Genomic DNA, 21,640 nt, shown 5'->3' with positions numbered 1-21,640 from the left:
TTTCCTCCGGAAATTCATCAGCTCGACCATTACATCAACAGCCCCGCGGCAGTGACGACGCTCTGGGCGATTTCCGACATCTTCTTCTTTTCGTTCATCGCTGTCTGGCGCAGCAGGGCGAAAGCCTCTTCCTCCGACAGGCCGCGCATCTTCATCAATATGCCCTTGGCGCGCTCGACCAGCTTGCGTTCCTCAAGCGCGGAGCGGGCATCGGCAAGCTCCCGCCGTAGCCGGTTGAAGGCATTGAAGCGGCTGACAGCCATGTCGAGGATCGGTTTGACGCGTTCCTTCTTCAGTCCGTCGACGATATAGGCCGAGACGCCGGCATCGACGGCAGCCTCGATCGAGGCCGTGTCGGACCGGTCGACGAACATGGCGATCGGGCGGCTGACGGTGCGAGTCAGCTGGAACAGATGCTCCATCATGTCGCGGTTGGGATTTTCGATATCGATGATGATCACGTCGGGCATCAGCGTTTCGATGATTCGCGCGATGCCGTTGACCTCATGCACGACGGTGACGCGCGTATGCCCTGCCTCGCGCAGGCCTTCTTCGATGATGGAGGCGCGAATGGCATTTTCGTCGATCACCAGAATTGTCAGATCGAGATGCGTCATGGCTATATTCATGACGCAGTGCAGCAAATTTGGCAAGCGCGCCAGCCTGAAAAGTGTGCAAAAACTAAGTATGCATAATATATGATCAGATTGCCGTGCTTTCGCGCGGAATCAAGGCAAAGCCGAGGTCGATCTGCTCGGCCCTCGATACCACGGAGGAATTCAACGCGGCAAGCACCCTTTCGGCCGCGAGTTTTCCGGTTTCGAAACGCCGGGTCGCGATCGAGGAGAGGGAGGGTGCGGCGCAGGCGGCGAATTCCAGGTCGTGAAATCCGATGATCGAGATGTCATCGGGCACACGGATGCCGCGTTTGCGGCATTCCTGCATGGCCCCGAGCGCCAGATTGTCGTCAGTGCAGAAGATCGCCTCGGGCACGTCGCCACGTTCATGCGTCATGGCGAAGAGGTCGGAGCCGAGTGCCACGTAGCTATGGCGTGGCCTCTCGGCGATGATCTCCAGATTCGGCAGCTCCGCCTCCTGCATCGCCAGCCGGTAGCCGTCGAAACGCGACTGGGCGCGGTGGTCGAGATTGCCGGTCAGGAAGGCGATCCGGCGGAAACCCCGTTCGATCAGGTGCTGCGTCGCCGTCTGCCCGGCATGCTCCTGCGACATGCCGATGTTAAGGTCGATCGGGTTTGGAGAAAGCTCGAAGGTCTCGACAACGGGCAGACGAGCCTGAGCGAGAAGCTGACGCGAGAGCGGCGTGTGATGAGTGCCGGCGATGATGATCGCCTCCACCCTTTGCCCGAGTAATGCCTTGATGGCGTTTTCCTCCTCGATCTCGGAATAGCGGCTGTTGACGACGATCACCTGGAAGCCGGCGGCGACCAGCACCTCGTGAAGCGCAAACAGATATTCCGCGAAGATAACGTTGTAGAGGGTCGGAACGATGACGCCGATCGCATGCGTGCGCGAGGAAGCGAGGCGGCTCGCGGCAATATTCGGCACGTAGCCGAGTTCCTTGACGGCGGCATCGACGCGCAGCCGCAGGCCTGGCGAGACCGCATCGGGCTTGCGCAGCACCCTCGAAACCGTGATCGGGCTGACGCCGGCAAGATTTGCCACGTCATCAAGTGTTATCCGCCGCATGCAAGTCCCGCCATTCGTCCCACAATATTGATTCTAATATTCTTCAAAAATAGAGAATATTTGCTCATTCCTGTAGTTTACAGCGCTAGCAGATACGATTTGACAGCGCTGTCAACTATGTTAACCTAAAATTGTACCGGAAAGGGACGGGGTGGAGCCTTCCGGGACCAAGTATGCAAATCAAAGCATAGGAGAGGCGGCTCGGTCCGCCTGAGGAGGAGAACATTCATGCTTAAGGTGAAAGAAGCCAAATTGGCTCGCATTGCCGCGTTTTCCGTATCCGCGCTTGCCCTGCTCTGCGGCGCGGCCAGCGCGGAACCGAAGGTCGTGTCCGGCCCGGCCGCCGAGCCCGGCTGCATGGTGCCGTGGGCAGCCGACACACAGTTCCTGCAATATTCGAAGAAGGACGGCCCCTATCGCATCGCGCTCGCCAACGGCTATATCGCCAACACCTGGCGTATCCAGATGGTGCAGACGGCCAAGGCCTACGCCGCCCAGCCCGATGTCGCGGCCAAGCTGAAGGAGTTCAAGGTCGTTTCCACAGGCGAGGATGTGCCGGCGCAGATTTCCGCCATCAACAACTTCATCGATGCCGGTTATGATGCCATCGTCGTCAACGCGCAGAACCCGACCGCCTTCGGGCCGGTGATCAAGCGCGCCAAAGAGGCCGGGGTCGTCCTCGTCGCTTTCGACAATATCCTGGACACCAAGGACGCTATCAATGTCAACGTCGACCAGAAGGGGCTCGGCGTCCTCTGGGCCGACTGGCTGGTGAAGCATCTGCCGAACGGCGGCAAGGTGCTGGAAGTGCGTGGCGTCGCCGGCACCTCGGTCGATACGGATCGCCACAACGGCATCCACGAAACCCTGGACGCTTCGGGCAAGAAGTTCACGGTAACCGAGGTCGTCGGAAAATGGGATGACGGCGTTGCACAGAAGGCAACCGCTGACGCGATCGCCACCAACGGCCCGTTCGACGGCATCACTGCCCAGGGCGGCGATACCGGCGTCGTTCAGGCGATGATCGATGCCAAACATCCCTTCGTGCCCTTCGGCGGTGAGACGGAAAATGGCTTCCGCAAATTCTGCGCTGCCCATGCCGCCGACGGCCTGAAGTGCTCGTCCGCCGGCACCGGCCCGGCCCAGGTCGCCGTCGCCATCAAGACGGCGATTGCAGCCCTTGAGGGTCAGGTCGTGCCGCAGGCCGTCAAGCTGCCGACCGCGGTTGTTTCGGATCCTGATTTCAAGGAAGGCGAGGATTATTATCCCACCCAGTCCGACAACTTCTTCGTCGGCAATTCCTTCCCCACCTGCGGCATTAATTTCAGCGCTCAGGAAATCATGGGGCAGTCCAAAGAGAACCAATAGCAGCCGTCCTCCGGATCTGATTGCGGGTGTTCGCACCCGCAATCTCGAAGGTGATAGACCGAATGGAGGCTGGATGCATGACCTTGCCCGAACCGCTTTTCCGCATGGAAGGCATATCGAAACGCTATGGCGGTGCCGTCGCGCTTAAGGATGCCGATATCGCCATCCGGCCGGGCGCGATCCATGCCGTCCTCGGCGAGAACGGCGCCGGCAAATCAACGCTGATCAAGATCATGGCGGGCGTCGTGGCGCCTGATGAAGGACGCATGCTGCTCGACGGTAAGGAGATCGCCTTTGCCTCGCCGGCCGCCGCCAATGCGGCGGGCATCGTCTGCGTTTTCCAGGAGCTTTCGCTGATCCCCGACCTCTCGGTCGCCGACAACATCGTCATCAGCAATCCACCGCTGAAATTCGGCATGATAGACCGGCGCAGGCAGCGGCGGATCGCCGAGGAAGCGTTGGCGCGCGCCGGCGCCTCCGACATTCATCCGTCCGCCTTGGTCAAGGACCTCCCTCTGTCCCGACGGCAAATGGTCGAGATCGCCAAGGCGCTTGCCCGCAAGCCGCGGCTGATGATCCTCGACGAGGCGACCTCGGCGCTGACGCAGTCGGATGTCGAAAAGGTCTTCGCCGTGCTGAAGCGCCTGCGCGCCGAGGGAATGGCGCTAATCTACATCTCCCACCGCATGCACGAGATCGCCCAGCTGGCGGATGAGTGCACGGTCTTCCGCAACGGCCGCAGCATCGAATCCTATCCGGCCGGCACGAAGACCGACCAGCAGGTGGTGGAGCTGATGATTGGCCGCGAATACAGCAATGTCTTTCCGCCGAAACCGGCGCATCGCGGAGAGGTAAAGCCGGTCCTTTCCTGCCGCGACCTTTCCTGGGGCGATAGGCTTTCTGGCATCACCTTCGATATCAAGGCCGGCGAGATCATCGGCGTCGGCGGCCTGGACGGGCAGGGACAGCGCGAATTGCTGCTGGCCCTCTTCGGCGTGCTGCGCGATGTGAAGGGTGAAGTCGTAATCGACGGCAGGCCGGTGACGCTGAAAAGTCCCCGTGATGCCAAGTCCGGCGGCATATCCATGGCGCTGATCCCCGAGGATCGGAAGACCGAAGGGCTGATGCTGCCGATGACCGTGCGCGAGAACCTGTCGATTGCAGCCCTCGACCGCGTCTCGCGCAACGGCGTCATCGACCGGGCGGCCGAGCGTCGCGAGATCGACGACCTGTTCAAGCTGTTGGCGATCAAGGCCGCGACGATCGACATGCCCGTCGCCGCCTTGTCCGGCGGCAACCAGCAGAAGGTGGTTATCGCCAAATGGCTGATGAACCGGCCGCGCATCATCCTGCTCAACGATCCGACACGCGGCATCGATGTCGGCACCAAGCAGGAAATCTATCTGTTGCTGCGCAAGCTTGCCGATGCGGGAGCGGCGATCATCTTCTATTCGACAGACTACGACGAACTGATCGGCTGCTGCGACCGCGTGCTCGTCATGTATGACGGCAGCATCATTCGCGAGCTCGAAGGCGCCGAGATCAACGAGCACGAGCTGATCGGCGCCGCTCTCAACATCGCCGGCGACCACGCAGCGCAAAGGATTGCCCCATGAACAAGCATGCTTCCGGCGACCGGCGGTTCTGGTATGCGCAGCAGAAGGGAACGCTGTTTGCCGCACTCCTCTTCGTCGCCATGTTCGCCCTCTACGTCTCGAACCACCCGGCGGGCTTCACGCCCAACGTCGTGCAGACGGCTTCGAACAAGGCGACGCTGCTTGCCTTCGTCGCCATGGCGCAATGCCTGGTCGTCATCACCGCCGGCATCGATCTCTCGGCCGGCATGGTTCTGGTCCTCTGCAATTGCCTCGCCTCCTGGCTGGTCGTCGGCACGCCGCTGCAGACGGGAACTGGCATCGTCGTGGTGCTGCTCGCCGGGCTGGGCTGCGGCATGCTGAACGGGCTCATCATCATCTTCGGCCGGCTGCAGCCGATCGTGGCGACGATCGCGACCAGCGCGATCTTCTATGGGCTGGCGCTGTTGCTGCGACCGACGCCCGGCGGCTCGGTCAACGAGGATTTGGCCGATGCCTTCACCTCGAAGCTCTTTGGGATCGTTCCGGCAAGCCTCGTGGTTCTCCTCGCCATCATTCTCGTCATCTGGGTTCCGTTCAGCCGCTCGGCGATCGGCAGGGCGGCCTATGCGGTGGGTTCGGCCGAGAACGCCGCCTATATGTCGGCAATGCCGGTCAAGCGGGCGAAATTCACCGCCTATGCATTGGCGGGACTACTTTCGGCGATCGGCGGGCTCTATCTCACCTTTTTCTCCTATACCGGCGAAGCGGCGTTTGCGAGCGGCAACGCCTACACGCTCTATTCGATCGCGGCGGTGGTGCTCGGCGGCGTTTCCCTTGCGGGGGGCAAGGGAAGCGCCGTCGGCGCTGTCTTCGGAGCCCTGGCCTTTCGCACGATCGGCGACCTGCTCTTCGTCTTCGATTTCGATCCGCTTTGGCAGCCGCTGTTCCAGGGCGTGGTGTTGATGCTGGCGATCAGTATCGGCTGCATCGGGCTTGCCAGGGTCCGCAATCGGCTGGAGTGGTTTCAATGAGCGAGGAAGCGTCCCTCATGCGGCAGCTTCGAGTGCCCACACGCCTGCGCGGTATCGATCCGGCGGTCGCAACCGCCTTCGGATGCATCATCCTGCTTCTGTTCGCCGGATCGATCTATTCGCCGAATTTCCTGTCGCCGGATTATCTGCTGCAGCAGCTGAAGGTGGCCTCGTTCCTCGGCGTCATCGCCACCGGCATGATGGCGGTCATCCTGCTCGGCCAGATCGACCTTTCGGTGCCATGGGTCGTGACGACAGGTGCGATGATGGCCTGCGCCGCGACCGCTTACGGTACGACCGGCTCGGTTCTGGCGATCCCCTTCGGCATTTTCTGCGGCGCTGCGATCGGTCTCGTCAACGGCCTGGCGGTCGCCTATCTCCGCATTCCCTCGATGATCATCACGCTGGCGACCAATGCCGTCGCGCAAGGGCTGATGGTCGTCTACACCGGCGGCTTCTCCCCGCAGGATTCGGCCACGCCGGCCATGCGGTTCCTGGCCACCGGCTACACCATTCCGGGACTTCCGAACGGCGTTCTCGTCTGGCTCTGCGTCGGCTTGGCTGCGGTCTTCATGTTGACGCGCACGACCTTCGGCCGATCCCTTTACGCCATCGGAAACCGCGAGCGCGCCGCTTACATGTCCGGTATCGACACGCGCCGGATCACGCTTCTGGCCTTCGTCATCTCAGGAGGGTTGAGCGCGCTCGGCGGCGTTCTGTTGGCAGGTTATGCGTCGAAGGCATCGCAGTCCATGGGCGACGCCTATCTGCTGCCGTCGATCGCGGCCGTCGTTCTCGGTGGCACGCATGTGCTCGGCGGCAAGGGTTCCTACCTCGGAACGGTGGCGGGCGTCATCCTGATCACGCTGCTGCAATCCATCCTCTCGGTGATGCAGATCGAGGAGGCCGGCCGCCAGCTCATCTACGGCGCCGTCATCATCGGCATGCTCCTGCTCTATGGCCGCCAGAAGCCGGCCTGATCGGCCGTTGTCGATACTTTCATGTTATCCAGCATCCGCTGCTTGAGGAAACCTATCGTTTCGGCGAAAAGGAGCTGCCGCGGCTCGATGTCACCAGGGAAGTCAGAAGGTACGTTTTGTGGCCACCAGCGAATTTCATCCGATCGAACGGACTGCTCTGGATGACGGGCCTGCCGCGCGCGCCTTGAGGGTGGTCGAAGCGGTTCTCGGCATTGCCGCGGCAGTCGTTCTCGCGGTGCTGCTCTTCATGGTGCTCGCCACAGTCTGCCTACGTTATTTCTTCAACGCCGGCTTCATCGGCGCCGAGGATCTCGGTATCTGGCTGCATGTGGGCCTGATCGCGCTCGGCGCGCCGCTCAGCCTCAACAGCGCGCTTGCCATGCGCTTCGACGTCTTCGTCAAGATGCTGCCCGAAAGCCTGCAGAAGGTGACGGCCATCGGCGCCGATGTCTTCACCGTGCTTTCGGCACTGGTCCTGAGCTTCGGCGGCAGAGAGATCATGACGATGCTTGGCGGCGTCTCGCCGACGCTCGGCGTGCCGGAATGGATCCGCTTCGGCTTCCTCGGCACCAGTGGCGCGCTGATCCTCGTCGTGCTGCTTCTGCAGCGCATCGCCGAAGGCAGGATCCTGCCGGTTTTGCTCTCGCTTGCCGTCGGTGTCGTGCTCTATGCCGGCATTCAGCATGTCGCGCTCGATCTCGACTGGCCGCCGAGCATTTTTCTCGGACTGATCGCCGCGGTCGGTCTCTTGCTTGCTGCGCCGCTGCCGCACGCCTTTCTTGCCGCGGCCTATGTCGTCATCGCCTTCGGCAGCAGCCTGCCGGAGCCGGCCATCGTCTCCGCGACCGTCACCGGCATCTCGAAATTCCTGCTGCTCGCCATTCCCTTCTTCCTGCTCGCCGGCGGTCTTCTCACTGTCTCCGGCGTCGCCAACCAGCTCGTGCGTTTCGCCGCCGCCATGGTCGGTCATCGCCGGGCCGGGCTGGCGCAGACGACGCTGTTGACCAGCGTCCTCTTTTCCGGCGCCTCCGGTTCGTCGGTCGCAAATGCCGCCTTCGGCGCATCGACCTTCCAGCCCGAGCTGGTCAAACACGGCTACCCTCCGGCGCAGGCAGCGGCAATCATCGCCTCGACATCGGTTCTCGACAATGTCATCCCGCCGTCGATCGCATTTCTCATCCTTGCGACCGCGACCAATCTCTCCGTCGGCTCGCTGCTCGTCGGCGGCTTCTTTGCCGGCGGGTTGATGGCCATATGCCTGGCGGTCGCAATCCATCTGACGGTCAGCGAACAGGTGCCGTTGCCACGCGCAAACGCGAGGCAGCGCTGGCAATCGGCGGTCCAGGCAATCCCGGCCTTCGGACTCGGCGTCATCGTCGTCGTCGGCATCCGCATCGGCATCGTCACGACCACGGAAGCCGCCGCTCTTGCTGCTTTCTACACGCTGCTGCTCGGCATCGGCGCGCGCCTCGGCGTTCTCTCGCTCTATGCCGCCTTTCGCCAGGCAGCAGTCGAAGCGGCGGCGATCGGCCTTCTGATCGGCACGGCCGGCCCCTTTGCCTTTTTGCTGGCGGTCGACGACGTGTCCGGACTGATCTCGCACCTGACGACGGCGCTCGGCGGCAGCGCGCTTGCGGTCATCCTGCTGTCGAACGTCATCCTGCTGGTGATCGGCCTCGTTCTGGATATCGGCGCTGCGATCCTGCTCTTCGGCCCGATCCTGCTGCCGGCAGCGGTCGCCGCCGGCATCGATCCCATTCAGTTCGGGGTGATCATCGTCGTCAACCTGATGATCCATGGACTGACACCGCCGCTCGGCATGCTGATCTTCGTCGTCAGCGGCGTCACGCGCATTCCCGCCTCAGAGCTCTTTCGGGCGGTGGTTCCCTATCTGCTCGCTCTCCTGGTCTCGCTCGCAATCCTCTGCGCCTGGGCCATCATCTTCTCGTAAACAGGACAACCCCATGGACAATTTCAACCGACGCAATTTCCTGAAGACCGCAGCTCTCGCTGGAACGGCGCTTGCAGCGCCCGCCATCGTCCGCACCGCCGCCGCCCGCACGACGACGATCACGATCGCCTCGCTGCTCGGCGACGACAAGCCGGAAACGAAGATCTGGGTGAAGATCGGCGAATTGGTCGAAGCGAAGCTTCCCGGCCAGTTCAAGTTCAATATCGTCAGGAACGGCGCGCTCGGCGGCGAGAAGGAAGTGGCCGAAGGCGTGCGCCTCGGCTCCATCCAGGCCAGTCTTTCCACGGTCTCGTCGCTCTCCGGATGGGCGCCGGAACTGCAGATCCTCGATCTGCCCTTCCTCTTCCGCGATGCCGACCATGTCCGCAGGACCGTCGCCGGCGATGTCGGCGCCGATCTCAAACAGAAACTGCAGGCGCAGAATTTCGTCGTCGGTGATTTCATTAACTACGGCGCCCGCCATCTCCTGACCAAGGAACCGGTGACGCGGCCGGAGCAGCTCAAGGGCAAGCGCATTCGCGTCATCCAGAGCCCGCTGCACACCAAGCTCTGGAGCGCATTCGGCACGACGCCGATCGGCATTCCGATCACCGAGACCTATAATGCGCTCGCAACCGGCGTCGCCGACGCGATGGATCTGACCAAGTCGGCCTATGCCGGCTTCAAGCTCTATGAGGTCGTGCCCGATATGACCGAGACCGGGCACATCTGGGCATCCGGCGTCGTCTATTATGCCTCGACCTTCTGGGCCGGCCTCAGCGACGAGCAGAAGGCGGTGTTCCAGCAGGCTTCCAGCGAGGGGGCTGCCTATTTCAACCAGCTGATCGTCGACGACGAATCCAAATCCGTCGAGACCGCACTTGCCAACGGCGGAAAGCTCTTGAAGCCGGAAGCCTTCGACGAATGGCAGAAGGGCGCAAAGGGTGTGTGGGACGATTTCGCGCCTATTGTCGGCGGCATCGACAGGATCAAATCGATCCAGGCCGCCTGAGCAAGCGGCGGGCGGTTCTCCTGCAGCTTTGAACGGGGACCGATGGAAAAGCCATCGGTCTCTTCATCGCGCGCACTTGCCGGAAAAATAATGCCGAAGCAGGCCGGAAATCGAAAGAGCATGCCTTCGGTGATCGTGGTATATGACTTACTGAAAATCCTGGGATGGGAAGTTTTTTACCTTCAGCCGGCGCGATCCTGATGACCGCAATCTTGCGACCGCTTCCGGCGGACGGATCCCATGGCCTCGATTTGGGATGAACAACATTTAACACAAGGCTTTGGAGGGCCGACCATGAGCTTACGCATCAACGACATTGCCCCCGATTTTACCGCCGACACCACACAGGGACCGATCAGCTTTCACGATTGGATCGGCAACGGCTGGGCCGTCCTGTTCTCGCATCCGAAGAATTTCACGCCGGTTTGCACGACCGAGCTCGGCGCCATGGCTGGCCTGGCCGGGGAATTTTCCAAGCGTGGCGCCAAGATCATCGGCATCTCCGTCGATCCTGTGGAAAGCCATGCCAAGTGGAAGAACGACATCAAGACCGCCACCGGCTTCGACGTCGAATATCCGCTGATCGGTGACAAGGACCTCAAGGTCGCCAAGCTCTACGACATGCTGCCGGCCGGCGCCGGCGAGAGCTCGGAAGGCCGCACGCCTGCCGACAATGCGACGGTGCGTTCGGTCTTCATCATCGGTCCCGATAAGAAGATCAAGCTGATCCTGACCTATCCGATGACGACGGGCCGCAATTTCAATGAGATCCTGCGCGCCATCGATTCCATCCAGCTGACGGCCAAGCACCAGGTGGCCACACCGGCGAACTGGAACCAGGGCGAGGACGTTATCATCACCGCCGCGGTTTCCAACGAAGACGCGATCACGCGTTTCGGCTCCTTCGATACGGTTCTGCCCTATCTCAGGAAGACCAAGCAGCCAACGGCTTGATTGCTGCTTTCAAGCTGTTCCTCGAGCCGCCGCGGCCATCTGGCCCGGCGGCTTTTTCGTGTTCGCATTCAGGAGGAACGTCACACAGTTCGTTGCATCATTTCGAGTGCGAATATGGAAATGGGGAAGCTTCGCTCCTTGATCGATGTTATTGAGAAATCAGCGTCGCGATGGAAGTTCGAACCTGCTGAGATCCGATGATAGGGCGAAAGCGTCAAACCGGCATAGGGAGGAGAGCGGGGAGGGCCATGCTTTCGCTCTGTCTTCCGTTTTCTCAAGCGGACACGATCATGGCCCAGCCGGAAGGAAGCGCCGGGCCTCCGGCCTGCTTGTATGCGGGGCCTTCGGCATCGGGATCGGGCGAGACGCTTTGCATCCGTAAGGACAGTTTCAACCGCGACCTTTGCGCTGCGATCGAGCATTTCGCCAGCGCCAATCAATTGCCAGCGGATTATTTCGCCCGTCTCATCTGGCGAGAAAGCACCTTTCGCCCTGATGCCGTCAGCTTCAAGGGAGCGCAGGGGATTGCGCAGTTCATGCCCGGAACGGCGAAACTGCGCGGTCTCGAAGACAGCTACCAGGTTTTGGAAGCGCTGCGGAAATCGGCGCAGTATCTCGACGAATTGCGCAATCGTTTCGGCAATCTCGGCCTTGCCGCCGCCGCCTATAATGCCGGTGAAAACGGCCTTGCGACTTACCTTGCGTCAGGAAGATTACCTTACGAGACGCGTAGCTACGTGCTGGCGATCACCGCGCATACGGTCGAGGAATGGAAGGATAACCCACCGGAAGATGCGGCCGCCCCGCTCGACAAGGACAAGTCCTTCCTCGATGGTTGCGTGGCGCTTGCGGAGAGACGGACGTTGAAGGACACACCCTGGCGTCAGGAGGGTGAATGGGCGCCCTGGGGCGTCCAGCTTGCGGCGAATGCGAATGTCGCGGTCGCCCGGCGCATGTTTCTCGATGCTATGCAGGATCTGCCCGCGCCCCTGAATGCGGAGCAGCCGCTGATCCTGCGCCAGCGCGATCGCAGCTTCGGTTTTCGGCCGCGTTATGCTGTCCGCATCGGCCGGCAGACGCGCATGGAAGCCAACGACCTCTGCAACCAGATCCGCAAGCACGGCGGCACCTGTCTTGTTTTCAAGAATCGATAGCGGGCCTGGTTGAGCCGACTTGATCACGAAAAGTCTGCTTGCAGGATCACCTGAGCGCGGCATATTCAACACGGACATGCCAAGGGAGGAACGATGATGCGGGTTTTGGTAATCGGAGCAACGGGCCATGTCGGAACCTATCTCGTTCCCCGTCTGGTGGAAGCCGGTCACGACGTCGTCACGATCAGCCGCGGCACGGCAAAGCCCTATACGGCAAACCACGCCTGGGCTGCCGTCGATCAGCGTCAGATGGATCGGGCAGCCATGGAACTGACGGGTGATTTCGGCGCGGCCGTACGTGCATTGAAAGCCGACATCGTCATCGACATGATCTGCTTCTCGCTGGAAAGTGCCGAGCATCTGGTGACGGCGCTGTCGGGGCATATCGGTCACTTCCTGCATACCGGCACGATCTGGACGCATGGCCATTCGACGGTGGTACCCACGCTAGAGGAGACGCCGAAATTTCCCTTCGGCGACTATGGGACGCAGAAGGCGGCAATCGAAACCTATCTGCTGCAGCAGGCAAGGCTTCACGGATTTCCGGCAACCATAGTCCATCCCGGGCACATTGTCGGTCCCGGTTGGACGCCGCTCAATCCGGCCGGCAATTTCAACCTGCAGGTCTTTTCAACCCTTGCCCGCGGAGAGACCCTGGCGCTGCCCCACTTCGGCTTGGAGACCGTTCATCACATCCATGCCGATGACGTGGCGGCGATGTTCATGGATGCGATCGCCAACTGGAATGCGTCGACCGGCGAAAGTTTCCACGCGGTTTCGGAGCAGGCATTGACCCTTCGCGGTTATGCTGAATCCATGTCTCGCTGGTTCGGGCACGAGCCGAAGCTCAGCTTCGCCCCATTCGACGCCTGGGCCGAAAGTCAGACGGCTGAGGATGCGAAGGCGACCTGGGAACATATTGCCCGTAGCCCGAATTGTTCGATCGCAAAAGCCGGACGCCTGCTGGGTTACACTCCGAGATACACGTCCCTGCAGGCGGTGCAGGAATCGGTGGGTTGGCTGGTCGAACAGGGGCGGATCGAGACCTGATCCGCCAGCGCCGCGCAGCGGCCGGCTGCTCTTGTTTTACGCAATTTCCGGACGGAAAACCGCTTCGCACTTTTCCTGAAATTGCTCTAACGGATCAGGATTGCCCTGAAATCATTGACGTTGGTTCCGGTCGGGCCGGTTTCGAAGAGATCGCTGGTGGCCGCAAAGCCCGAATAGCTGTTATTGCCGTCGAGCAGCCGGCGCGGATCGAGCCCGGCGGCGTGCAGGCGCCTCACCGTGCCGCCATCGGCAAAGGCGCCGGCATTATCCTCCGAGCCGTCGATCCCGTCGGTGTCGGCGGCGAGGACATGAATGCCCTCCTGTCCGTCGATCGCAAGCGCCATGGCGAGCGCGAATTCGCCGTTGCGTCCGCCCTTGCCACCCTTGGCTCTCAGCGTCACCGTCGTCTCGCCGCCGGAAAGGATGACGACCGGCTTGGAAAACGGCCTGTTCTGGCCCAACACCTCGCGGGCGATGGCCGCATGCACCAGCGCCACGTCACGCGATTCCCCCTCGATCGCATCTGAAAGGATAGCCGGCTCGATTCCCTGCGATTTTGCCTGGGCGGCAGCTGCCTCCAGCGAAACGCCGGCGGAGGCGATGATGTGATGCGCGTGCCGCAAAAACACCGGATCGTCCGGCCGCGGTGCATCGGCTTTCGGCGAGTTCAGATGGTCGAGTGCTGCCTGCGGCAGCTGCAATCCGTATTGCCTGATGATGTCGAGCGCATCGTGCCGTGTCGAACCATCAGGCACCGTCGGTCCGGAGGCGACATGAGCCGGGTTGTCGCCGGGAATGTCGGAGACGATCAGGCTGATGACCCTCGCTTTGGTCGCTGCTGCAAGTCTGCCGCCCTTGATGGTGGAGAGATGCTTGCGCACGACATTCATCGCCGAAATCGGCGCGCCCGAGGCAAGCAGCATTTGGTTGAGCGCAATCTCGTCTTCGAGGGTCAGCCCGTCCGGCGGGGCGGGCAGCAGCGCCGAGCCGCCGCCGCAGATCAGCGCGATCACCAGATCGTCTTCCGTCAGCCCGTTCACCGTCTCCGTCAGCCGCTTTGCGGCGGCAAGGCCAGCCACATCCGGCACCGGATGCGCTGCCTCGAGGATTTCGATGCCGCGTGTCTCGCAGCCATAGCCGTAACGGGTGACCACCACACCTTCGAGCGGTCCGTCCCAGACGCTTTCGAGCGCCCGCGCCATTTGCGCCGCGCCCTTGCCGGCGCCGATCACCACGGTCCTGCCCTTCGGCCTTTCAGGCAGACGCGCCTTGATGCCGGTCAGCGGATCGGCGGCGCGAACCGCCGCGTCAAACAGGCCTTTCAGGAAATCGCGGGGAGCGGTTATCGTCATCGGTGGTCTCTGCTGCCTCGGTGTCGATGGTGATGTGGGGCGCTTTGCGCTTGCTGCACCATAGCCTACTGCATAATGCAGCAATTCAAAGTGTTGCAGCCTCCTTTGCTGCTCCCGAAAAGCTACGCGGCGCGGTACATTCGCGTCAGTCGGCGAGGGCGGCCAGGATGCGGACCCAGGATCGTATGCCTTTATGAAAGCTGGAGAGATCGTATTTTTCGTTCGGGCTGTGGACGCGGTTGTCGAAGCGGGCGAAGCCGACCAGGACGGCATCGCATCCGAGCCGGCGTTTGAATTCGCCGATGATGGGGATCGAGCCTCCCGTGCCGGCAAGGGCCGCTTCGCATTGCCATTCCGTCGAAAGCGCCTGAAGCGTTCTGGTGAGAAACGGACTGTCGATCGGCATGACGGTTGCCGGCGAAAGCCCGTAATCCTTGAAGCTAACCGAACAATCCTGAGGGATACGTGCGCGCACGTGCCGCTGGAAGGCATCGCGGATCGCCTGAGGATCCTGTCCTTCAACCAGGCGAAACGAAATCTTGGCGCTTGCATTCGCCGGAATGACCGTCTTGAAGCCTTCGCCTGTATAACCGCCGCTCATGCCGTTGATCTCGCAGCTCGGCCGCGCCCAGATCTGTTCGAGGACGGAACGGCCTGCCTCGCCGGCCGGATCTCTGAGGCCGATATCACCGAGAAAGGCCTCCTCGTCGAAGGGCAGCCTTTTCCACAGCGCCTTGATGGCGTCCGGCAGCTCTTTCACGCCATCATAAAAACCCTCGACCGCGACGCCGCCATCGGCTCGCCGCAGGCTCGAAACGACGTCTGACAGCACCTGCAGCGGATTGCGCGCGGCATTGCCAAACATGCCGGAATGCAGGTCTTGATCGGCGCAGGTGACTTCGATTTCCGTACTGAAGATACCGCGCAGCATCGTCGTGACGGCAGGCGTTTCGCGATCCCACATATCCGTGTCGCAGACGAAAACCGCATCGGCCTTCAACTCGTCCGCCGTGGCATCCAGAAAGGGTGCGAGGCTCGGGCTGCCGGCCTCTTCCTCGCCCTCGAACAGCACGCTCACCTGCACCGGCAGTTTACCCGTGACGCTCTTCCAGGCGCGGCAGGCTTCGACGAAGGTCATCAATTGCCCCTTGTCGTCGGAAGCGCCGCGCGCGACGATCGCGGTATCGCCATTCGCCAAGGCTTCCATGCGCGGCTCGAACGGATCGCTCGTCCACAGCGCCAGCGGATCGACCGGCTGGACATCGTAATGGCCGTAAAACAGCAGATGCGGTCCGGACGCCGCCTTTTCATGGGCGACGACCATCGGATGGCCGGTCGTTTTGCGCACCGATGCTTCGAAGCCGATGGCAGCCAGATCCCGGCTCAGCCATTCGCCAGCAGCCCGGCAGTGATCACGATAGGCCGGGTCGGTCGAGACGCTCGGAATGCGGATCAGCTCGAAAAGCCGCGCCAGACTGTCATCAAGGCTCCGGTCCACGTAGGCAAGAACGGCATCGATGTCGTGATGGATGATACTGGTCATCGTCTCTCCTCAGCGTTTCAATCTTCCGGATCGAGAATGCAGCATTGCTCTGCTACAGGCGTCAACACGGCGGACGCCCCTGTTTCCAGCGGATCGGACAACGCCCCATTGGCGGTGATCTCTCCAGCTGATGTCATGCATTTGTACTGATAGGCCCGGCCGAGATAGGTGCGCGTGCCGAGCACGGCCGCGATGCCATCGCCATCACGGCTGACAGAAAGACCGTCTGCGCGGCAGGCCAGGACAAAGTCGTCCTTGATCGGCCCGAATGTTTCCTGCGACAGCTGCAGCCGCGCTCCACCGGTCGTCTCGGCCACCACAAGCGCGCCGTTGCGCTCAGCCACCTTCATACGGATCAGGTTCTCGAAGCCCACAAAACGGGCGACGAAGGCATTGGCCGGCTGGCGATACAGCACCTCAGGCGCGTCGAGCTGCATGATGCGCCCCGCATTCATGATCGCCACCCTGTCGGAGATCGAGAATGCCTCCTCCTGGTCATGGGTGACGTAAAGTGACGTCGTGCCGTTGGCGCGCTGGAGCTGTCTGATTTCGACGCGCATGTCGATCCTGAGCTTTGCATCCAGGTTGGAAAGCGGCTCGTCGAACATCAGAAGCGGCGGCTCAATGACCAGTGCCCGGGCGAGCGCCACGCGCTGTTTCTGGCCGCCCGACAGGGCCGACGGCAGGCGGTCGGCGAAGGCCGAAAGGCCGACGCGGTCCAGCATGGCCATCGTTCTTTTCGCCCGTTCCTGCTGGGGAACACGACGCTGCCTCAGGCCGAAGGCAACATTGTCCTGGACGCTCAGATGCGGAAAAAGCGCGTAGTTCTGAAAAACCAGGCCGATGTCGCGCGCATGCGCGGGAAGTCCGGTCAGGTCGCGCTCGCCGAGCTTGATGCTGCCGCTGCTCGGCTGCAAAAAGCCGGCCACGAGGCGCAATGTCGTCGTCTTGCCGCAGCCGCTGGAGCCGAGCAGGGACACCAGCTCTCCGGCCATGACTGAGATCGACAGGTCCTTCAGCACCTGGGTGCTGCCGTAATGGGCGGAGATGGAATCGATGGTGAGGGATACGGTCAAGAGCTTCTACTTTGTCAGGAAGGTGAGGCCGAGCGTGGCCTCGACGACGGCCATGACGCCGACTGTCACGAACATCAGCAGCACCGAGACCGATGCGATCGTCGGATCGAAGAACTGTTCCATATGCGCAAGGATCTGGATCGGCAGCGTCGAGATACCCGGCCCGGTCAGAAAGACCGAAACCGACACGTCGTTGATCGATGTGATGAAGGCGAGGATGAAGGCGGCAATGACGCCGGCGCGGATATTCGGCAGGACCACGGTCAGGAAGGTCTTCAATGGCGGGCAGCCGAGGCTGATCGCCGCCTCTTCGACGGAAAAATCGAAGGCCGCCAGGCTGGCGCCGACGACACGCACCGAATAGGGCAGGATCAGCAGTGCATGGCCGACCAGCAGGCTGATGAAGATCGGCAGCCCGAGGCCGATCGTGACGGATTTCATCAGCGAAAATCCGAAGACGATCTCCGGCACCAGGATCGGCAGCACGAAAATGGTGGAAAGCCAGCGCGGCAATTCCACCCGGTAGCGGTTGATCGCATAGGCGGCCGGGACGCCGATCAGCAGCGACAGCGCCGTGCCGAGAAAAGCGACCTGCAGGCTGGTGATCGCGGTCGTGCGGAAGGCCTCGATTTCGAAGATATTGACGAACCACCGCAATGTCAGGCCCTGCGGCGGGAAGGTCAGATAGGTCGTGTCGCTGACGGCCGCACCGATGATGATGACGAGCGGTGCGAGCAGGAAGAAGAAAACGCAGGCCGCGAAGGCGGCGAGGATCGGGTGAACGCGCCTGTCCATCACACCGCCATCGGATTGAGCCGGCGTGCGATGCGGCTCATGATCAGGACGACACTGAGCGTCAGCACCACCATGATGGCGGCGATCGTCGATGCGCCGACCCAGTCGAAAGTCACCATGGCGCGCTGATAGAGGAAGGTCCCCATCATCATCTGCTTTTCTCCGCCGAGCAGTTGCGGTGTCGCATAGGAAGTGAAGCTGCCGGTGAAGACCAGGACCGCGCCGACGATGAGGCCGGGTGTCGCGAGCGGCAGGATCACCTGAAAGAATGTCATCAGCGGCCTTGCGCCGAGCGAGGCGGAGGCATCGATCAGATCGCGCGGGATGCCTTCAAGCACGCCGACCAGTGTCAGGATCATCAGGGGAACGAAGAGATAGACCATGGCGACGATCACCGAGCCTTCGGTATAGAGCATCGAAAGCGGCTCACTGAGGATGCCGGTCGAGATCAGCATCGTGTTCAGGATACCGTTCTTCCCGAGAATGATCAGCCATGCGAAGGATCGGACGACGACACCCGTCAGCAGCGGAAAGACCGCTGCGACGATCATGATGCTCTTTGCGCGACCGGGCATCTGCGCGATCACATAGGCGGTGATGAAACCGACGGTGAGTGAAATCGCTGTCGTAATCAGGGCGATTTCCAGCGTCCGATAAAGAACCGCCCGCCGAAAGCCGCTGCTGAAGAATGTCACATAGGGCGCAAACACGCCCTTCGGCTCGGCAAACGTCGCAGCGATGGTGATGGCGACGGGAACGATGAGAAGCACAACGACGGCAATCGTCGCCGGCATCGTCAATCCCCATCTGGCAAAATGCTTCATCTTAAAACTCGTGACATGTCCGGATATCAGGAGCGCCGCATCTCGGATTCGGATGTGCGGCGCTTCCAGGTCTGGCCCAGGTCTAGCCCAGGACTGGCAATGAACCGGTCTCAGGCCAGGATATCGCGCAGCTTACTGACCGAAGACTTCGTTCCAGCGATCGATCCAGTCGGCCTTGGCAGCGTTCATCTTGGCATAGTCGATGCGGGTGAGGCCTGCCACCATATCCGCGCCATAGGTCCAGATCTTCGCCTGGTCCGGCGTCAGGCTGACCTTTGTCGAGATCGGCGCATCGACGCCTTGTTCGGCTTCAGCCTGCTGGACTTCTTTGGACAGGATGAAGTTGATGAACTGATGGGCGAGTTCGACATTTTCCGAACCCTTCGGGATGTTCACGGTGTTCAGCGTGGCGATATCGCCGTCCTTGAGCTTGGCCCATGTCATCGTCGGAACGGCCGCCTGCATCGATGCCAAGGTAAAGTCCTGGGCCAGCGCAACACGCACTTCGCCTGTTGATATCAGGTTCACCAGCTCCGAGCCGGTGTTGTAGTTCTTGACGACATTGGGCTTCAGCGCCTCGATTTCCGAGAAGGCCTTGTCGGTGTCCTCATAGGCATCTGCGCCGCCATGCTTGCCGGCTTCCAGAACGACCAGCGGGCCGGCAGTGGTGGTGATGCCGGGCAGGGAGACGGAGCTTTTCAGATCGTCGCGCCACAGGTCGCCCCAGGCAGTGATCGGCGGATTGACCTTGGCGGAATCATAGACGATGCCGACGCGACCGATCGTGTAGGCGGGGCCGTATTTGCCTTGAGGCGCCTTGCCCAGCTCGTAGATATCCGCGAGGTTGGGGATCTTCGACGCATCGATCTCCTGGAACAATCCCTGTTCAATGCCGAGCTGCGAGAAGCTGTCGGTGAGATAGATGACATCGACGCCCTTGCCATCGCGCAGTTTCAGCTTGTTGAGCCGGTCGGCATTGTTGCCGGTCTCGAACACGATCTCGCAGCCGCAGATCTTCTTGAAAGGCGTGATGATGTTCGCATTCATCTTCTCGCCGTTATAGCCCCACCAGGAGATAGTCAGCGTCTTCGATTGCGCATGGGCCGCAGCGGTGCTGCCGACGGCGGCGAGCAGCGCAAGAGACAGGAACCGGGCAAAACGTCTGGCCTTCATGAGCAATGTCCTTCTGTGAAAAGCGGCGTTGGCAATCGGGATCATACCCCCAGGAATTGAGGGATACTATTTTTTGATCTGCCAGGCCGCAAGCTCAATAATTGAGCAAATACGCTCTTGTCCGAGGAATTTTCGAAGGCCGGAGCATCGCTTTACACATCGGCGTGTGGTCTTTACGGTCCGGCGGTTCCAGCTTCTCACGGGCATTCCATTCATGGCCACTTCGCGCACTGCTCTTCCCGACGATTTGCTGATCAACGCGTCCGACGAGGTTCTGACGCGCCAGGATCTCGTGCTGACGGCGCTGGGACGCCGGCCCGCCGACAGGTTGCTGCGCGTGGGCAGGTTGCTCGATGTCCATACGAGGACATGGCTTGACGATCAGGAGATCGTCATCAAGGGCCACCGTATCGCTTATGTCGGCCCCGCCGGCAGCTACGAAGGCGAGGTGAGCGAGCGGTTCGCCGAGCCCGATCTTGCGGCCGTGCCGGGCTTCGGCGAGGCGCACAAACATATCGAAAGCTCCCATCTGACGCCGGAATGGGAGGCGGCTTTGGTGATGCCGCATGGCGTGACCTGGACATGCGAGGCGAGCCACGAATTTTCCAATGTCAACGGCGCCCGCAATCTGGAATTCTGGCTGGAAGCGCGCCGGCGCGGATCGCCAATGAAAATCTTTCCCCTGCCTGGCTCCGCCGTCCCTCCGACCGCCTATGAATGGGGTGGCGGCTGGTTCGGCTACGATGAGCAGAAGGCCTTCCTTTCCGAAAGCCTGATGGTCGCCGGGCTCGATGAGGTCATGGACTGGCCGTCCATATCCGATCCCGGCAATCCTTCCTACGATCGGCTGTGGGGCATGATCGGCGCGACCTTCGAGCAGCGCGGCGTGGTCGAAGGCCACGGTGCCGGACTGCGCGACATGGCCTCGATCAATGCCTTTGCCGCGGCGGGTCTAGCCTCCGATCACGAAGGCTGGTTTCTCGATGAAATCTGGCAGAAACTCCTCCACGGCCTTTTCATCGAGCTCAGGCCGCATTCCCTGCCGGAGGTCATCCGCGGGCTGATCGACAGGGGGCTGACGGACTGGTCGCAGATCGCTCTGGTGACCGACGACCGCAGTGCCTCGGACACACTGAAAATCGGTGCGACCGACCACAATGTCCGGCTTGCCATCGAAAACGGCCTTGCGCCGGAGACCGCCATCCAGTGCGTCACCCTCAATCCGGCACGCCATATGCGGCTGACGCCTTGGGTCGGATCGATCGCGCCGGGCCGTTTCGCCGATATCGTTCTTCTCAGCGACGTCGACAGCCTGTCGATCGAAAAAGTGTGGGCGGACGGGCGTCCTGTGTCCGAGGGCGCGACATTCATCGGCGTGCGCCCTCAAATCGACTGGCCGCAATGGGCGACGCGGACCGTGAAAATAGACCGGACGGTCACGGCTGACGATTTCCGCATCGAGGCGCCGCCGAACCGGACCACGGTCAACGCAGCACTTTTGCGGCCGTTTCACTGGCACGACGATTTCATCACCATGGAATTGCCGGTGGAAGAGGGCGCCGTGCAGCGGGATCCCGCACGCAATGTCACCAAATTCTCGATTGTCGACCGGTTTTCCGGGGAGGCCAAGATCTCCAGGATTTTCTGGCTGGGCACCGGACCGCGCACGCCGGAGACGGCGCTCGCCTCCACGCTCGGGCACGACAAGCACAATATCTGGACGGTCGGCTCATCGGATGAGGCGATGGCGATATCAGTCAATGCCTTGAACGAGCAGCAGGGCGGCTGGGTGCTGGTATCCGCCGGCAAGATTCTCGCCCGCGTCCACTACGAGGTCGGCGGCCTGATGACGGCGCGTTCGGCCGAAGTGCTCGATGCAGAGATGCAGGCTCTTTATGCCGCCGGCGCCGGGATCGACTGGATGTACGAGCCGACTTTTTCGCCTCGATGGTGGCCGGGATTTCCCGAACGCCTGTCGTTTGCGACGCTGACCTGCTCGCCTTGGCGCTGGGTCCTGGTCGCGCCCTCGGAGCTGGCGCCGGAGGGGTTCGTGAACGTGCTCACCGGCAAAACCCATCCGATTGTCTGGTGAC

The 21,640-nt window shown here is 61.6% G+C and carries 18 protein-coding genes and 1 pseudogene; 11 read left to right on the top strand and 8 right to left on the bottom strand.

The window, feature by feature from the left end; genetic code table 11:
* Positions 1-29: 29 nt before the first annotated feature.
* Together BS630_RS35690 and BS630_RS35685 are read right to left on the bottom strand one after the other, a co-directional pair.
* Positions 30-617 (bottom strand): ANTAR domain-containing response regulator, encoded by a 588-nt coding sequence (locus BS630_RS35690; RefSeq protein ID WP_072638704.1) that lies wholly within the window; start codon positions 615-617, stop codon positions 30-32.
* An 85-nt stretch (positions 618-702) separates the two neighbouring features.
* Entirely contained in the window at positions 703-1,707 is a 1,005-nt protein-coding gene (locus BS630_RS35685) for a LacI family DNA-binding transcriptional regulator (RefSeq protein ID WP_020049643.1), read from the bottom strand.
* 228 nt (positions 1,708-1,935) lie between these two features.
* Between BS630_RS35685 and BS630_RS35680 the strand changes: the two genes are divergently transcribed.
* From BS630_RS35680 to BS630_RS35635, 10 genes and pseudogenes are all read left to right on the top strand, one after another.
* Positions 1,936-3,075, top strand: a complete 1,140-nt coding sequence (locus BS630_RS35680) for a sugar ABC transporter substrate-binding protein (protein ID WP_077981207.1) — start codon at positions 1,936-1,938, stop codon at positions 3,073-3,075.
* Between the two features lie 77 nt (positions 3,076-3,152).
* Positions 3,153-4,691, top strand: coding sequence for a sugar ABC transporter ATP-binding protein (locus BS630_RS35675; protein ID WP_077981206.1), 1,539 nt, complete (start codon positions 3,153-3,155; stop codon positions 4,689-4,691).
* Entirely contained in the window at positions 4,688-5,683 is a 996-nt protein-coding gene (locus tag BS630_RS35670; protein ID WP_077981205.1) for an ABC transporter permease, read from the top strand. Before BS630_RS35675 ends, BS630_RS35670 begins: the two co-directional genes overlap by 4 nt.
* The gene (locus BS630_RS35665) at positions 5,680-6,663 is read left to right on the top strand and encodes an ABC transporter permease (RefSeq protein WP_020485987.1); all 984 of its coding nucleotides are present in this window, start codon (positions 5,680-5,682) and stop codon (positions 6,661-6,663) included. Before BS630_RS35670 ends, BS630_RS35665 begins: the two co-directional genes overlap by 4 nt.
* Positions 6,664-6,666: 3 nt before the next feature.
* Positions 6,667-6,851 (top strand): annotated as a pseudogene (locus tag BS630_RS38800) (hypothetical protein); the annotation flags it as partial.
* Positions 6,782-8,614: a TRAP transporter large permease gene (locus BS630_RS35660; protein WP_077981204.1), complete on the top strand. Its 1,833-nt coding sequence runs from the start codon at positions 6,782-6,784 to the stop codon at positions 8,612-8,614. The pseudogene BS630_RS38800 and the gene BS630_RS35660, both read left to right, overlap by 70 nt.
* A 13-nt stretch (positions 8,615-8,627) precedes the next feature.
* Entirely contained in the window at positions 8,628-9,626 is a 999-nt protein-coding gene (locus BS630_RS35655; RefSeq protein ID WP_077981203.1) for a TRAP transporter substrate-binding protein, read from the top strand.
* 294 nt (positions 9,627-9,920) lie between these two features.
* On the top strand, positions 9,921-10,580 hold the full coding sequence (locus BS630_RS35645; protein WP_017964008.1) for a peroxiredoxin: 660 nt from the start codon (positions 9,921-9,923) through the stop codon (positions 10,578-10,580).
* A gap of 197 nt (positions 10,581-10,777) precedes the next feature.
* Complete coding sequence (locus BS630_RS35640; RefSeq protein WP_077981202.1) at positions 10,778-11,734, top strand: lytic transglycosylase domain-containing protein; 957 nt, start codon at positions 10,778-10,780, stop codon at positions 11,732-11,734.
* A gap of 93 nt (positions 11,735-11,827) precedes the next feature.
* A complete protein-coding gene (locus BS630_RS35635; RefSeq protein WP_183594527.1) occupies positions 11,828-12,784 on the top strand; it encodes an NAD-dependent epimerase/dehydratase family protein in 957 nt (318 codons plus the stop codon).
* Positions 12,785-12,870: 86 nt separating this feature from the next.
* Here the strand turns inward: BS630_RS35635 and BS630_RS35630 are convergent, their stop codons facing one another.
* From BS630_RS35630 to BS630_RS35605, 6 genes are all read right to left on the bottom strand, one after another.
* Entirely contained in the window at positions 12,871-14,136 is a 1,266-nt protein-coding gene (locus BS630_RS35630) for a glycerate kinase type-2 family protein (RefSeq protein WP_077981200.1), read from the bottom strand.
* A gap of 145 nt (positions 14,137-14,281) precedes the next feature.
* Positions 14,282-15,679 (bottom strand): dipeptidase, encoded by a 1,398-nt coding sequence (locus BS630_RS35625; protein ID WP_077981199.1) that lies wholly within the window; start codon positions 15,677-15,679, stop codon positions 14,282-14,284.
* Positions 15,680-15,696: 17 nt separating this feature from the next.
* Positions 15,697-16,755: an ABC transporter ATP-binding protein gene (locus BS630_RS35620; RefSeq protein WP_077981198.1), complete on the bottom strand. Its 1,059-nt coding sequence runs from the start codon at positions 16,753-16,755 to the stop codon at positions 15,697-15,699.
* Positions 16,756-16,761: 6 nt separating this feature from the next.
* Positions 16,762-17,553 carry an ABC transporter permease gene (locus tag BS630_RS35615; RefSeq protein WP_017964016.1) on the bottom strand — a complete coding sequence of 264 codons (792 nt, stop codon included), beginning with the start codon at positions 17,551-17,553 and terminating at the stop codon, positions 16,762-16,764.
* Positions 17,550-18,374 carry an ABC transporter permease gene (locus BS630_RS35610; protein WP_077981197.1) on the bottom strand — a complete coding sequence of 275 codons (825 nt, stop codon included), beginning with the start codon at positions 18,372-18,374 and terminating at the stop codon, positions 17,550-17,552. The genes BS630_RS35615 and BS630_RS35610 overlap by 4 nt, the downstream gene beginning before the upstream one ends.
* Positions 18,375-18,506: 132 nt before the next feature.
* A complete protein-coding gene (locus tag BS630_RS35605; protein ID WP_077981196.1) occupies positions 18,507-19,547 on the bottom strand; it encodes an ABC transporter substrate-binding protein in 1,041 nt (346 codons plus the stop codon).
* Positions 19,548-19,620: 73 nt separating this feature from the next.
* Between BS630_RS35605 and BS630_RS35600 the strand changes: the two genes are divergently transcribed.
* The gene (locus BS630_RS35600) at positions 19,621-21,639 is read left to right on the top strand and encodes an adenine deaminase (protein WP_077981195.1); all 2,019 of its coding nucleotides are present in this window, start codon (positions 19,621-19,623) and stop codon (positions 21,637-21,639) included.
* The last annotated feature ends 1 nt before the right edge of the window (position 21,640 follow it).

Source organism: Rhizobium laguerreae (assembly GCF_002008165.1).
GTDB lineage: Bacteria > Pseudomonadota > Alphaproteobacteria > Rhizobiales > Rhizobiaceae > Rhizobium > Rhizobium laguerreae.
The sequence above is the reverse complement of the archived record's forward strand: the minus strand, read 5'-3'. Positions and strand labels throughout refer to the sequence as shown.